Source organism: Peribacillus frigoritolerans (assembly GCF_030676415.1).
Taxonomy (GTDB): Bacteria; Bacillota; Bacilli; order Bacillales; family DSM-1321; genus Peribacillus; species Peribacillus frigoritolerans_A.
The window spans coordinates 1-13,232 of sequence record NZ_JAUUTW010000061.1 but is presented as its reverse complement, the minus strand read 5'-3'; the positions used below and the strand labels follow the sequence as shown (position 1 = coordinate 13,232).

The 13,232-nt window shown below is 33.2% G+C and carries 14 protein-coding genes; 2 read left to right on the top strand and 12 right to left on the bottom strand.

Going from position 1 to position 13,232, the window contains the following annotated elements; all coding sequences use genetic code 11:
- Positions 1-172 precede the first annotated feature (172 nt).
- The 8 genes from Q8G36_RS28025 to Q8G36_RS27990 all read right to left on the bottom strand — a co-directional run bounded on the left by Q8G36_RS28025 (position 173) and on the right by Q8G36_RS27990 (position 5,912).
- The gene (locus Q8G36_RS28025) at positions 173-658 is read right to left on the bottom strand and encodes a GNAT family N-acetyltransferase (RefSeq protein WP_305163060.1); all 486 of its coding nucleotides are present in this window, start codon (positions 656-658) and stop codon (positions 173-175) included.
- 174 nt (positions 659-832) lie between these two features.
- Entirely contained in the window at positions 833-1,252 is a 420-nt protein-coding gene (locus Q8G36_RS28020) for a UPF0715 family protein (RefSeq protein ID WP_305163059.1), read from the bottom strand.
- 96 nt (positions 1,253-1,348) lie between these two features.
- Positions 1,349-1,573 carry a hypothetical protein gene (locus Q8G36_RS28015; protein ID WP_305163058.1) on the bottom strand — a complete coding sequence of 75 codons (225 nt, stop codon included), beginning with the start codon at positions 1,571-1,573 and terminating at the stop codon, positions 1,349-1,351.
- Positions 1,574-1,786: 213 nt separating this feature from the next.
- The gene (locus Q8G36_RS28010) at positions 1,787-2,176 is read right to left on the bottom strand and encodes a VOC family protein (protein WP_305163057.1); all 390 of its coding nucleotides are present in this window, start codon (positions 2,174-2,176) and stop codon (positions 1,787-1,789) included.
- A 145-nt stretch (positions 2,177-2,321) separates the two neighbouring features.
- Positions 2,322-2,591: a hypothetical protein gene (locus tag Q8G36_RS28005; RefSeq protein WP_275732744.1), complete on the bottom strand. Its 270-nt coding sequence runs from the start codon at positions 2,589-2,591 to the stop codon at positions 2,322-2,324.
- Between the two features lie 271 nt (positions 2,592-2,862).
- Positions 2,863-4,227, bottom strand: a complete 1,365-nt coding sequence (locus tag Q8G36_RS28000; RefSeq protein WP_305163056.1) for a DUF4179 domain-containing protein — start codon at positions 4,225-4,227, stop codon at positions 2,863-2,865.
- Entirely contained in the window at positions 4,196-4,741 is a 546-nt protein-coding gene (locus Q8G36_RS27995) for a sigma-70 family RNA polymerase sigma factor (protein ID WP_305163055.1), read from the bottom strand. Before Q8G36_RS27995 ends, Q8G36_RS28000 begins: the two co-directional genes overlap by 32 nt.
- Positions 4,742-5,276: 535 nt before the next feature.
- The gene (locus Q8G36_RS27990) at positions 5,277-5,912 is read right to left on the bottom strand and encodes a hypothetical protein (protein WP_305163054.1); all 636 of its coding nucleotides are present in this window, start codon (positions 5,910-5,912) and stop codon (positions 5,277-5,279) included.
- An 837-nt stretch (positions 5,913-6,749) separates the two neighbouring features.
- On the opposite strand from Q8G36_RS27990, the gene Q8G36_RS27985 reads away from it, so the two are divergent.
- Positions 6,750-7,205, top strand: coding sequence for an SRPBCC family protein (locus Q8G36_RS27985; protein ID WP_305163053.1), 456 nt, complete (start codon positions 6,750-6,752; stop codon positions 7,203-7,205).
- Positions 7,206-8,025: 820 nt separating this feature from the next.
- Here the strand turns inward: Q8G36_RS27985 and Q8G36_RS27980 are convergent.
- Positions 8,026-9,342, bottom strand: coding sequence for a DUF3238 domain-containing protein (locus tag Q8G36_RS27980; RefSeq protein WP_305163052.1), 1,317 nt, complete (start codon positions 9,340-9,342; stop codon positions 8,026-8,028).
- A 736-nt stretch (positions 9,343-10,078) separates the two neighbouring features.
- On the opposite strand from Q8G36_RS27980, the gene Q8G36_RS27975 reads away from it, so the two are divergent.
- The gene (locus Q8G36_RS27975; protein WP_305163061.1) at positions 10,079-10,234 is read left to right on the top strand and encodes a hypothetical protein; all 156 of its coding nucleotides are present in this window, start codon (positions 10,079-10,081) and stop codon (positions 10,232-10,234) included.
- A gap of 588 nt (positions 10,235-10,822) precedes the next feature.
- Here Q8G36_RS27975 and Q8G36_RS27970 read toward each other — a convergent pair.
- The 3 genes from Q8G36_RS27970 to Q8G36_RS27960 form a co-directional block, all read right to left on the bottom strand.
- A complete protein-coding gene (locus tag Q8G36_RS27970; protein ID WP_305163051.1) occupies positions 10,823-11,596 on the bottom strand; it encodes an SDR family oxidoreductase in 774 nt (257 codons plus the stop codon).
- 141 nt (positions 11,597-11,737) lie between these two features.
- On the bottom strand, positions 11,738-12,511 hold the full coding sequence (locus tag Q8G36_RS27965; protein ID WP_305163050.1) for a GNAT family N-acetyltransferase: 774 nt from the start codon (positions 12,509-12,511) through the stop codon (positions 11,738-11,740).
- A 182-nt stretch (positions 12,512-12,693) separates the two neighbouring features.
- Complete coding sequence (locus Q8G36_RS27960) at positions 12,694-12,999, bottom strand: NIPSNAP family protein (protein ID WP_098186449.1); 306 nt, start codon at positions 12,997-12,999, stop codon at positions 12,694-12,696.
- Positions 13,000-13,232: the final 233 nt, after the last annotated feature.

The window sequence follows — 13,232 nt, the reverse complement described above, 5'->3', positions numbered from 1 at the left end:
CTGAACAACAAACTGCATAACCAGTTAAATAACGACATAGTACATTTACCCCCATCAAAAAAATGAGAATATGGAGGGTTTATTTTAGTGTGGCTTTTTTACTGTTGTGTTTTCATACAAAAAAGCTACCTTAAAGACAGCTCCACTCTTCAGCTAACGTTTAGCCGTTAGTTTAATTGGATGTAGTTAATAATTTATGCATTCTAAATCTCGGAACAGTATCTTCATCTTCTATTTTTAATACATCAAATCCATTTTTTTGATAAAAACTTATGGCCCTTTTGTTTGTGGGGGATACCCTTAATTGGTATTCATTAACACCATTTTCGCGAAAGAAACGTTCTGCAAATTCAATTAGTTTAGCCCCGTTTCCTTTTCCACGATATTCTGAGATTAAGTAAAATAGATTAACATATCCAATCTCTTTATTCTCAAGTTGTTTAATCTGCAACTCAACTTGCCCTACTTGTTTACCATCTATTTCAACAATAACAAGCCCACCAGGAAATTTTATAAGCCTTTCAGTAATCTTCTTTAAATAACTGTCATTATCACCGAATAAACCCTCATCACCAAAACTAATACTGTACGAATCTCTTCTAAACCTAATAATGGTTTCAGTGTCTCTTGATAGGTCAATGTTACGAAATGAAAACAAGCTGATTCCCCCATTCCTTATGTACGATATGCTTGATTTTAAAATACCTTGTTTATAGTTTAATTAAAAAATGGAAGTTTTTCCTTATTGGACTATCCTGCCCCTTTAGTTCTGCCTTAAAAACAGCTCTGAGCTTCAGCTAACGCACCCTGTTAGCTGAAGAACTAGGATATTTCAGTTTTTCTTTTGTAAGAAGACAGAATCCCAAAACCAATAAATAGCAGCTGCTGCAAAACTAAAACCGTAATATATTTGGGTTTTAACTAAATATGTAGGTTCAACTCTAAATAACATTACATTAAATAAAAATACTGCTACAAAAGAAAGTACCGTGTAAATTAAAAGATAAAACACATTAAATTTTCTCGGGCGTTTATTAAATATAATCTGCAATGGTACTGCAAAAAGTAAATAAGGTATAACAACATAAAAAGAATAAATAATAACAGGCATTAACTGCAACCAAGAAGGTTCTCCACTAACTACAATTATAAAAACAGAAAAAGAGATACAAGATAAGAATAGACTAACAAAATAATAAGGTATTACATCGCTAATTTTCGATACTTTTTCACTTAATTTCCAAATCTCCAATTTTTCTCAACCTTCCAAATGTCATGTTACTTTTTTCCATAATAATATCATTTCTTCAACTATTCTGCCCCTATAGTTGCATAAAAAAAAGCTGTCTTAAAGACAGCTCCGATCTTCAGCTAACGCACCCGTTAGCCATCCATGAAGCGCAAAAATCAGCGCTTCACCACAGAGAATGAAAATTGGTCTCTTTGTCGATAATGTTTTAATGGCTGGCGAAGAAGGTCGTTGAACTATGGTGCCTTTGAGCCCATCCGTTAGTCTGACTCCGACGACCACGGTGTACCACCGACTGTCGCGCCCTTTATGGGTAGCACTCATGGGAGATTAATCCTTTTTTGATCGTCGCGCTAGCCTTCACTTAATTTGCAATAATTGGAGGTTTTTGTTTAACGATTTACCAAACTCAATCAGATCACTCATAAGGCTCAGCCTTTTTTTAAAAAGCGTTTTTACTGGGTTTATTTTTTGTGGTTTTTTCTGGATTTTGAGTTTTTTTAATTTTCATGGGAGTTCATTAAGAAAAGATGGTAGTTAGGATTCAATAGTTGCCATTGATGTAATTCGTATATAATATCCATCTGGGTCAATTAATCTAAAATCCTCTAATCCCCACGATCTTTTTGTTAACTTAGTCTGTATAGAGTACCCTTTTTCAACTACTTTGTTATAAATATCGTTTATATCTTCAACTTCTAATACTATTTCAACTCCTAATCCTGTTTGTTGACAACTATTAGAAACTTTAAGAGGATGGCTTTCAGGTAAATTTTTCATTTCTCCCAACCCTAATGTAACACTTCCTTTTTTAACTGGAACGTAAGTATGTATAATCTCTTTTGGTGCATTAAATTCTAGTATATCTCTATAAAATTCCACTGATTTTTCTATACTTTCAACAAATAATTCAAGTCTTAAATTCACTTGTACATCTCTCCTTTTAAGAATTATTACAAAAATAATTCTTGTTTCTTATTCAACTATCCTGCTCCTATAGTTCCATACGAAAAGGCTGCCTTAAAGATTGCTCCAATCTTCAGCTTACACACTTGTTTGTTGAATAAACAGTTTAAAATCCATTACCCTGGAATACTATTCTCATTAATTCGACGGCTATAAAGTAAACGAAACCAACGAATATACTAAGACCTAAAGCAAATTTTCTCCAAAGTCCTTTCTCACTAAGAAAAGAAAAAGAGAAAGATATAATGATTCCAAATATCATTAATATACGAAAAGTTGTTACTCCAGGATCAATTACTCGTGTTATATTCGCAGCAAAGAAACAAATAACCAAGATAATTAAAGTAAACGAAATAATCCCTAAATATTTTTTCATGATTCCCCACCCTTTCCTCCAATCCATTTTACCAAAATATAGTAAATATGTATTTTTTATTTGGGTATCTTGTCCTTTAGACCCATAAGAAAAGGGCTGCCGAAGCAACCCCTGTTAATGAACTAAAGCACCCGTTAGTTTAAGTAGATTTCTTCACAAACTTTTTAGTATTTAAAGTTAATACAGGAATGCTGCACGTTAGTTGCGTAAGAAAAAGGTTGCCTTAGCAACCTTCCTTATTGAAGTAAAGCACTTGTTAGACCTTTAAGATTTAATTTAAATCAATTTTTACCGATTCTAATTCAAGTGGTATATTCGCACTTAGTGAGTTTAAATTAACTCTTATTACATAATTGTCTTTACTAAAATCACTAACTGTACCAATATCAAATGTGCTTCGGAATCTTAATTCTTTCTCATCTAATACTTTGATTGAATGTTTCATCGGTTCTTTATAAATAGCTTTTTCAGACTCTTTAACTAACGTTATGTCATTACGTGCAAAATCTTTAAAAAACGAAAAATTCCAATTTCTCATATCACCATCGTTAACTTGGAAATCGACGGTGAAATTACCTTTCTTTAATTTCATTTTTTCCACTGTTACGGATAGATTTTGTCGATCAGACTGTATTTCAATAGGAGTTTGCTGTTCCAATGTAACAAACTGATTTTTTTCATGCAATGCTACTTTTGGGTGAATTTCCAAATAACTTGTTTTTTCTTTTAGAGACTGAGGAATTATCGTTCTTCCTTTTACAGTTATATGATTTTCAGATTTATTAGTCTCTAAATCAATGCCATCTGACAACAAGGGAATTTCCTTTCCTTGGTCGTTGTAAACCTCTAATCTGACTTGATCATATTTTCCTTCATTTGGAAAAGTCGCTGTGTAATTAATTGCGGTTGATGCTTTCCCTTTAATAATCGAATCAAAGTGAACTTTTACGTCTGCACCAATGTTTCTTCTTTCTTCATTAAATTTTATTGTCTCGTATGGTAATTGTTTAATTGGAATATCAAATTTCCAAACTCCTTCTTTATCTCCAATACTCTTGAATTCAAGAGGAAAAGTAGTATCAGGAGGTAATTCGGATTTCGGATAATTTAGTTGGATATGACCTGAATACCCTTTTTCGGAAGGCTCCATATATACAATTTCTTTACTATCATCTATACCTTCCTTACCATCAAATATTTCATAAAAACCCATAAGCCCACCATCTTGTTCCGTTTTAATGTTTCCTGCCACATTAAAGGTAACACCAATAGCTGCTCCATCATAATAAGCACTGGTAATAGATACATCTATACCTTTATTGCTTGCTGTTTCATTTAATTTGGTTATTAATTGTTGCGATTCTAAATTTCTTCCAACTAAGTCATTAAAGTTCATATATACTTTCCCTAGTAAGGGTACTTCAGCCATAACATGTGACATTGAAGGAAAGATAAAACTAGAGGAAATAAAAATAGCTGCTGCTGCGGACAAACTATATGCTCTCAATCGCTTTTTATTTCTTTTTGGTGTATCAGTTGAAGTTGCTCGTCTTACTCCCGATTGTATAGCATTTAAAACGTCTTCTTTGGGTACCTCAATCTTCTCATACTCCACTTGAAATTGTTTCTTCTCCATTGTACGCCACCCCTCCTAACAGTTTTTTTAACTGATTTTTTCCTCGGTGAAGATATGTTTTTACCGTATTTTCAGGCACGTTCATTATTTTTGCCACTTCGCTGATTGGAAGATCTTGAAAGTAAAATAGAATAACAGCATTTCGATAATGCTCCTTTAATTGATTTATAGCTCTCACTAAATCTAAATGCTCATCTCTTTTTTCTATTTTTCCAGATGATAAGTCAATAATTTTTTCTATTGGTATTTCTTTCTTTTTCTTTTTCATGACATCAAATGCACAATGAATAAGAATCTTTGTTAGCCATGTTAAGAAAAACCTTTCATTTTTTAATTGTCCAACTGCTAAAAGAGCTTTATAGGCTGTTTCTTGAACAATATCCAATGCGTCTTCACGATTTCCTACATATAGAAAAGCAGTGCGATACAATTGATCACTATGTATGACAAGAAGTTCTTCAAAGGCGTTTTTATTTCCCTTTATCGCCCTTTTTACGAGTTTCATTTCATTCATGTACTGACCTCCTTTCGCTCATTAGAGAGAAGTCGACACAAAAAAGTTTCAACTTTTTTATTAAACTATTAGTAGACTTCCACAATTTTATATATAAATTATACGTTAGTGTAATTTAGCAGACACAAACCAGTTGAGTTGCAAATATTCGTTAAGAAGATAATCATAAAAAAAGACCGCCATTTAACGGTCATCTTATAGAACTAACCTGCCCCGTTAGTGCCATAAGAAAAAGGCTGCCTCTGCAACCTTCCTTTTTGAAGTAAAGCATTTACATTAAGTACCTTTATTTCACAATCTGTTCTTGTCCAAAAATGATATTTTCCTTTTTAGCCATAATAACCGACAGCGTTTAAGATTATAGTGCCAATTATGGTAAAGCTTAATGCTCCAAATATTATTAAGATAGACGTTCTGATTTTTTTTGTATTAAACCATGCAATTAACCCCGCCAAAATTGTTAAGATAAATCCAAAAAAAATCGAAGCATATGGATTAGTCGGCTGCATCCAATCATACCAATTTAAAAAGTCCATTAAGTAACCTCAGTTCTGCTAACGTTAAAAATGATTTGGATTTCCTCTCTAATCATTACATAAGCCGCCATTTCGCCTTGAATATAACCACTTCTTAAATCACCTTCATCCTCCTTAAATTTATCTTTTAACATGTCAGCAATTTTTTTGTACTTTGCTACACTTATTTCTATATGAGATATTTTGTCATGATCGCTAGACTCCAGAAGCAATTCCAAATCAATAATGATTTTTTCATATCCAACAGCCATTCCTTCAAACAAATGTAATTCTTGAGGAACTTTCGCTATTTCATCTTTCGCTTCTTCAGGTATATCAGCATAATACATTCCATTCACTAGATCTGTAAGGTTGTTTTTGCTTTCCTCCTTTGCTGCAGAAATTCTTCTTTTTAAGGAACTGATTAATTCCTTTATTTTTACATTCACGCTGTCTCCCCCTTTAGGATAATCAAATTCTCTTACCAATCGGTTGACGATCAGACGATACGCTTTACTCATGCCCAACAGCAATTGTCTTTCCTGCTCATCAGCAGTTTCAAGCGTTCTACTAAGTTCTTTTTCCATATCTATAAAATCTAAAATGCAATCTTCAACCTTTGCTCCTCGAAACATCTTCTTTCTATAATCAGACACTTTAAACACCTCTTGAATTAAAATTACCATTTGTGTAAACAATTGTAAACATTTTTTTGTAAACAAATGTAAACAAAAAACCAATTGAAATTTTTATTTGTCGTTTAGAATTATTTTATTAACCTGCCCCGATAGAATCTAGGGTACTTTTTTCTCTAAATTGAATGTAGGATAAAGCTAAGAATACACATTTAAAAGGCCGCCAATTGGCGGCCTTCTTATGGCGCTAACGCACCCGTTAGTTCATTAAGAAAAGCGATTCTTATTAAAGAATCGCGCCCTTTAATGGAATAACGAAAATATGGGCTTATTCTTAAAATCGCTTATAGCTTGTTGAACTAACGCACCCGTTAGCCATCCATGAAGCGCAAAAATCAGCGCTTCACCACAGAGAATGAAAATTGGTCTCTATGTCGATAATGTTTTAATGGCTGCGAAGAAGGTCGTTGAACTATGGTGCCTTTGAGCCCATCCGTTAGTCTGACTCCGACGACCACGGTGTACCACCGACTGTCGCGCCCTTTATGGGTAGCACTCATGGGAGATTAATCCTTTTTTGGTCGTCGCGCTAGCCTCTACTTAATTTGCTATAATTGGAGGTTTTTGTTTAACGATTTACCAAACTCAATCAGATCACTCATAAGGCTCAGCCTTTTTTTAAAAAGCGTTTTTACTGGGTCTATTTTGTTGTGATTGGATTTTGAGCTTTTTTAATTTTCATGGGAGTTCATTAAGGAATTGTCACGGGGCAGGTTAGTTGAATAAGGGCTAGGTAATATTGGCTTTAACGAACTATAATAATGGTGTTAGAAAGTGCTTATAAAAGGAGAATAAGAAATGCCTGTTATTGAGTATCAACAATATATTAAAGCACCAGTTGAATTATGTTTTGACCTTGCGAGGAGCGTGAATATTCATACCAAAACGACATCGAAAACAAAGGAAATTGCTGTTGATGGTGTGACAAAAGGGCTATTAGAGGAGGGAGATACTGTTACTTGGGAAGCCATTCACTTTGGTATTAAACAAAGGCTGACAGCCCAAGTGACATTAATGGAAAAACCAAATAAGTTTGTAGATATTATGGTGAAGGGAGCCTTCCATTCTTTTGTTCACACACATCAGTTTATAGAAGAACCAGGTGGAACTATAATGATAGATAAATTTCAATATAAGTCACCGTTCGGTCCAATTGGGGTTTTAGCTGATAAGTTGTTTTTGGAGAAGTATATGAGAGCATTTATCGTTTCTCGTGCAAAGGCACTGAAAAAGATTGCCGAGAATATGCTCTAACCTTGTTTAACTACGAGTGCGTTAGCTGAAGATCAGAGCTGTCTTTAAGGCAGCTTTTTCTTTATGCAACTAATCGGGGCAGGTTAGCACAATAGGTTCTAATGATATAATCACCAAACCTCGTATTTAGAGTAACTATTTTTAAAAGAATAGTACTTTTGGCTTCCATAATGTGACTGTATGACTATGTAATACACCTCACATTTTATTCGTACTGTCCGATGGCTTTTTGAATGTATGATACACGAGAAATCGATAGATTTCGCTTTCAAAGCTGAAACCATAAGAGTAGAGTTATCTGCTCTTGTTTGCCTTTTAGTAATGTACTTGCTGACTTTTAAGAATAGTTTTAAACTAAAGTAGAAATATCCATCTTTTTATTCAATCGGAAATAATAAAAATTAGGTACAATAAAGAAAGAGAGAGAGGTGATTTTTTGAAAAAGTTTATTGTAAGAAACATGTTCAATATATTTACTGTTTCAATCATTCTAACAATTATTTTAGTACCAAGTTTTCTTCAAGATAATAATGATTTCTTTTCCACAATATTTGTTGTTTTTTCATATGCATTATTATTTATTTTATTATATGGTGGAACTTCTTCAGTTATAGCAGAAATATTTAGTTTAAAGGCCGCACGGAAGAAACGTATTTCAATTAAAATATTGGTATATTTAACATCATTAACTATATTTTTCTATTTTTCTCCCCCTGCCCTATATCTTATCTATGCTTTTATATGCGCTATTCTATATTTCTTGTTAGATGAATACTTTAGGAATAAAAAAACCCGAGCATCATAACGCTCGGGTTTTTTTCTAGTTATAAATGCTAAATTCAATTGCTGCATTTGGCATAGGTGGAGCAAGGTATAATAAACCTTTATTTGAATGTTTAAAGATAGTTAATAATGCACCCGAATTAGGAATATAGGCATACATTTCATGAGCAGGTGCTTGATCATGTGTTCCAGATATATGGATATCTCCGTCATAGCTTACACTAGCATTGTACCTATAATCAATTACAGGTGGTTCTAATCCAATAATATTAAAAGGATCTCCTACGGCATGAGATACTCTCCATGAAACTTTTGAAGAAGTTGCCTCTAGCAGTACTTTTGACATTGTATAACTTGTTTGTGTTCTATAATCCGTAGTACCATCACAGTTATATCTTGCACTTTGGCCTACATCTCGGGTTACCCAACTTGCTGTTCCAGCAGAAGTTCCACTAAAATAAGCTGATACTTCTGTTCGAGTACGATATTTAGTACTACTAAATGAATATGATCTATTGTCTCCACGGAAAGTTGGACAAGACTTTGGATTTCCGGGTATTGTAGCTATGGCATCAGGAATAAAAGTAGTGTACCTAAAATTATACCTTTGTGGAAGAGCAGCCGCTGCAGCATACGTCTTGGCTTCAACTAAACTTTTCGTATTCATTTCTTCGGAACTAAATGTATTTACAATTTTGCCTAGATCAAACTTTTCATAAGAAGCCTCTTCAATCATTTCATTAGTAATCTCTTGACCTTTGGATTCTAATTCATCAATTGATTTTTTTATTTCATCTTTACTACGTTTTGCTTCACCTACGACCCTATATGTATAATATTTATCAGGTTTTATGTTCTTGTCTATATACTCATTACCAGTAAACTCACCTAAAAATTCTTCGTTTCTGTATAGTTCTACAATTCCGTCTGCGTCAGGAAGATTTTCATCCCATTTTACTTTAACGTAATCTTTGTTGATAATAGCATCAATAGTAACTCCGTCTAATTTACGCTGCTTTTCATTAGACTTATCTTTAGCTTTATCCTTCTTGGTTATAACTCGTAATTCAGTTTGGTCAATAACTTGTTTATCCTCATTTAAAGCAATCAGGTAATATTTGTACTGTTTTTTAGGTTTTAAATTGTATTGAGTATATTCATTAGCTGAACCTTCCCAAATTAGTTTTTTTCCACTATAAAGCTGATAATATGGCGCATCTGAGTTCCAATTAAACTGGACACTATTCTTAGTAGTTTCATAATCTAAATTAAGTTTTGAAGCCGCATCAGCATCATTTACAGAAAAAAATAAAGCTAAAATGAGCATCAATCCGCTAAATAAAGTTTTTTTCATATCTAACTTTCCTCCAATTTCTTTGTTGTCATAGAATTACATAAAAAAACAAATTTTTACACATTTATCCACATCGACTTCGAAAGTCTATCATATTGAAAATTACCTAAATAGTGCACATTATACTATAATTTTTATTTAATTAAAGTTACTACCAAATGAAAAATTGGTAATTTTAAGCTATATGTACTATGTTTTTTTAGAAAATATTTTAAAAAAAGAGTAAAATTACCTAATATTAGTGAATGAGGAAAACACAGAAATCGAGAAGGAATATGGTGAACGTGCAAAAACTCTCCTAAGCGAATACATCAAATATGAAGGTCCAGAACAGTTTTATGAACCAATTATGATAAATAAAAAAGACAAAGTATTGAGGTTTAAAGATGAAGAATAAGTAACAAAAAAAGGGGTGGAAATATTTACCCCTCCATTATCCTCATCGGCCTTCATCTTCCTCATAGATAATAAATTGCTCTCTTTCTTCATCAGAAAATCTTTTGGCCCTAGTCCTTTTTCAGCGCAATAACGAGACAAAGCTCTCATGTTAATTCTAGGAATTTCTTCATCAACTTGACTTTACATATACTCCATCGGGAAACCCTTTTTCGAATCTGTCTATTTGCCTTATAAGTTCTTCATGGGCTGGGTTCTGATAGGAGCAAGTAAAGACCAATTTACAGATAAGATGAATTATTTATGAACTTTTTGTTATAGAAGAATTTAGAGGAATGGAATTTCTAAAAGGCTTAGGAGAACTGCCATTGACCTTCTTAAACAAGATGGACACTCAGAAGTCCGACTAAGTGCTTTTGCAGAGAACCAAGCTATTAAACTGTACGAAAAAATGGGCTTTAGCATAAAAACAGTTACTATGAGTTTGCCGTTTTGAATAACTTACTTTGAAAAATACTAATTAAACATTAGGAGAGATGATGATGGATGAATCTATGTTACGCAGAGCAATAGAAGATTTTGAAGAGGGGTTCCCTGATGGAGTGTATGCTGCACCTTCGTCTCCCAATTCGCCTTGAGTTCGAGTTCATGACCTATTTACTTACTGCAAAAAGATTGGGAAAGATCCCGAGTCATATTAGCTCCCTTTTCAAGAAGTGGTTCAACAAGTTGTTCAATTTTTTCATTTGTAGGTTTACTTCACCTAATGTGCCATCAAAACTTTTTAAGTTCCGAGTCGTTAGGTTTTCTAATATCCATTAAATGAGTCCAGTCCTTTCAATATCATTTTTATAAAGTTTAACATTACATCCCAGTAATCCCCTTCCAAACTCTATAATTACGTGTGATTTCTTGTTCAACTATCCTGCCCCGTTAGTGCCATAACAAAAAGGCTGCCGAAGCAACCCCTGTTAATGAACTAAAGCACCCGTTAGTTTAAGTACAATCCTTCACAAATTGATATCTATCCTTGAAATTTAATACAACAAAAAGGTTCTAGAACCAAAGCCTTTTTTAGTTTAATTTACCTTTTAAATCCACCTTCTGAATGAATAATCTGACCTGTAATCCAATCTGCTTCATCGCTCACTAGAAATTTAATAGTTTTTGCAACATCTCTCGGTTTTCCTATTCTACCGAAAGGAAACATCGGTTTTAATTCATTTTTTATTTCCTCTGTCATCCACCCTGTATCAGTTGGACCTGGATTTAATGCATTAACCGTTATTCCTAAAGGGGCTAGTTCAGCCGACAATGTAATAGTTAGAGCATCAACTGCTCCTTTTGTTGTTGCATATGCCAATTCGCCAGGCATTGGTCCTTGTGACTGACCTGATGTAATATTGACTATTCTCCCGCCCGATTTCTTATCAAACCTTTGAGCAAATTTACTACTTAATAGTGTCGTTGCACGAACATTTACCATGTAATGTTTATCTAATTCTTCGGCAGTCAAATTAGAAAAATCGTTGTTAGTTGAGTATGCTGCGTTATTAATCAAGATATCAGGATAACCAAGTTTTTCAGAAACTTCATTTATAAGTTGTTCAGGTGCATCATAAGAAGTTAAATCCAACTCCATACATGATACCTTAACACCTTTTTTTATTAATTCTTCTTTTAATTTCATGGGCTCATCTGATTCAATGCTCCAAGGCGTTTTTTTATCATATTCCGTCCAATAAGTAAAAAATATATGATATCCCGTTTCAGCTAACTCCTTACAAATAGCAGCTCCAATCCCTTTCAGACGACTTACACCCGTAATAATTGCAATTTTCCCTTTTAATTGGTCCATTATAATATTCCTCCATTAAAAAATTAAATTTAAGTCTTAATCTTAATACTTTACTACCCTGCCCCGTTTGTTGAATAAGAAAAGGTTGCCGCAGCAACCTCCCTATTGAAGTAAAGCACCTGTTAGCCAAATAAGAAATTCTTACCTTCTAACGAATAGTGAATATTCTATTGGATTTTCGAATCCTAATCTTTCAGCTAGCTTTATCGAAGCAAAATTGTTAACATCACAATCCCAGTTGGGTTTCAAATTTCTTTCAATACAATGTTCAATGAATATTTCTGCAACATTTTGAGCTAAGCCCATTCCTCTATACTTATTTTGAGTTGCAATATCAATTTCAGCAAATTGTGATGAACTAAATATAGATGTACACTCACTTACAACGGTATCATTATGTAGCAAACAATAACCAAAACCATTCTCAAGAAAATTTGATACTGAACCCCAATATTCATTATAATAAGATTCATTAAATTCCAGACTTTCAGTAATTATTTTTTCATCTATTCTCTTTACTATAAAATCTTTAGGGACTTTTTCTTTTTTTATTGTTGAGTATGTATCCTTATTAAATTGAAAAGAATATCTATGCATTTGTCTTAACTCTTTTTCAAACAACTTATTTATAACTTGATCCCATTCTTTTGATGGAGAAAACAAAGTGAATCGCTTTTTATCATTTTTTCTGCTTCTATAAATTTCTAAAAATACGCTGTCAATACCATTGTTCATTTCGTCTCCACCAACGGCAAAAAAACCTGAATCAGTTCCAATTAAAACCGTTTTCTTCAATTCATCCATATAGACCCGTCCAGGAATATAATTATTTAATACAGAGTAGGCAAATGTAGGATAAGTTTCTTTATCCTTATTTTCCAGTAAATTTATGGCCTTTTTAAATTCATTATTCATACACTGGTTCCCCTTTTGTTTTTTGATTATTCCTCATACTTGTTGTACATTCCTTCTTACACTAGACTGCACCTTTAGTTGCATAAAGAAAAAGCTGCCTTAAAGACAGCTCCGATCTTTAGCTAACGCACCCGTTAGCTTATCAAGGTATGTATAGATTATTTTTCAACTTTAATGTATGTTCATTCGAATATAGGACGCATAAAGCTTCTCTCCAAACTTAAAATACATTTAGTCTCTTCTGCAAATTTATATGCTTCTTGACATTCTGCATCCAATGCCATTTTTACTCGGTACTCTTCATATGCTGCTAAACTTGGGAAAGTGAATAATGCATAAGCAATATTATTAGCACCCTCATGTGGAAGGAAATAACCCTGATGTGTACCACCTAATTTATTAACTAATCGAATCCAAATCTTACCGTATTCCTCGAACTCATTTAATTTATAAGGGTCAATAACATATTTCAGATAGCATGTAACCATTTTAATCCCCCTAAAATATCTATTTTTTTCCATCATAACATATAATTCGACTAACCTGCCCCGTTAGTGCCATAAGAAAAAGAGCTGCCAAAGCAATTGTTAGTGAGACAAGGAAGGATTAAGTGTATAGTTCTTTTTTTAAAGCCTTAATTCCATCAATTACACTTTTTACATTTTCATCATTATTCAATTTGTTTCTTGCATGGAGCAAAACTGGTCTAACAGATTCTACC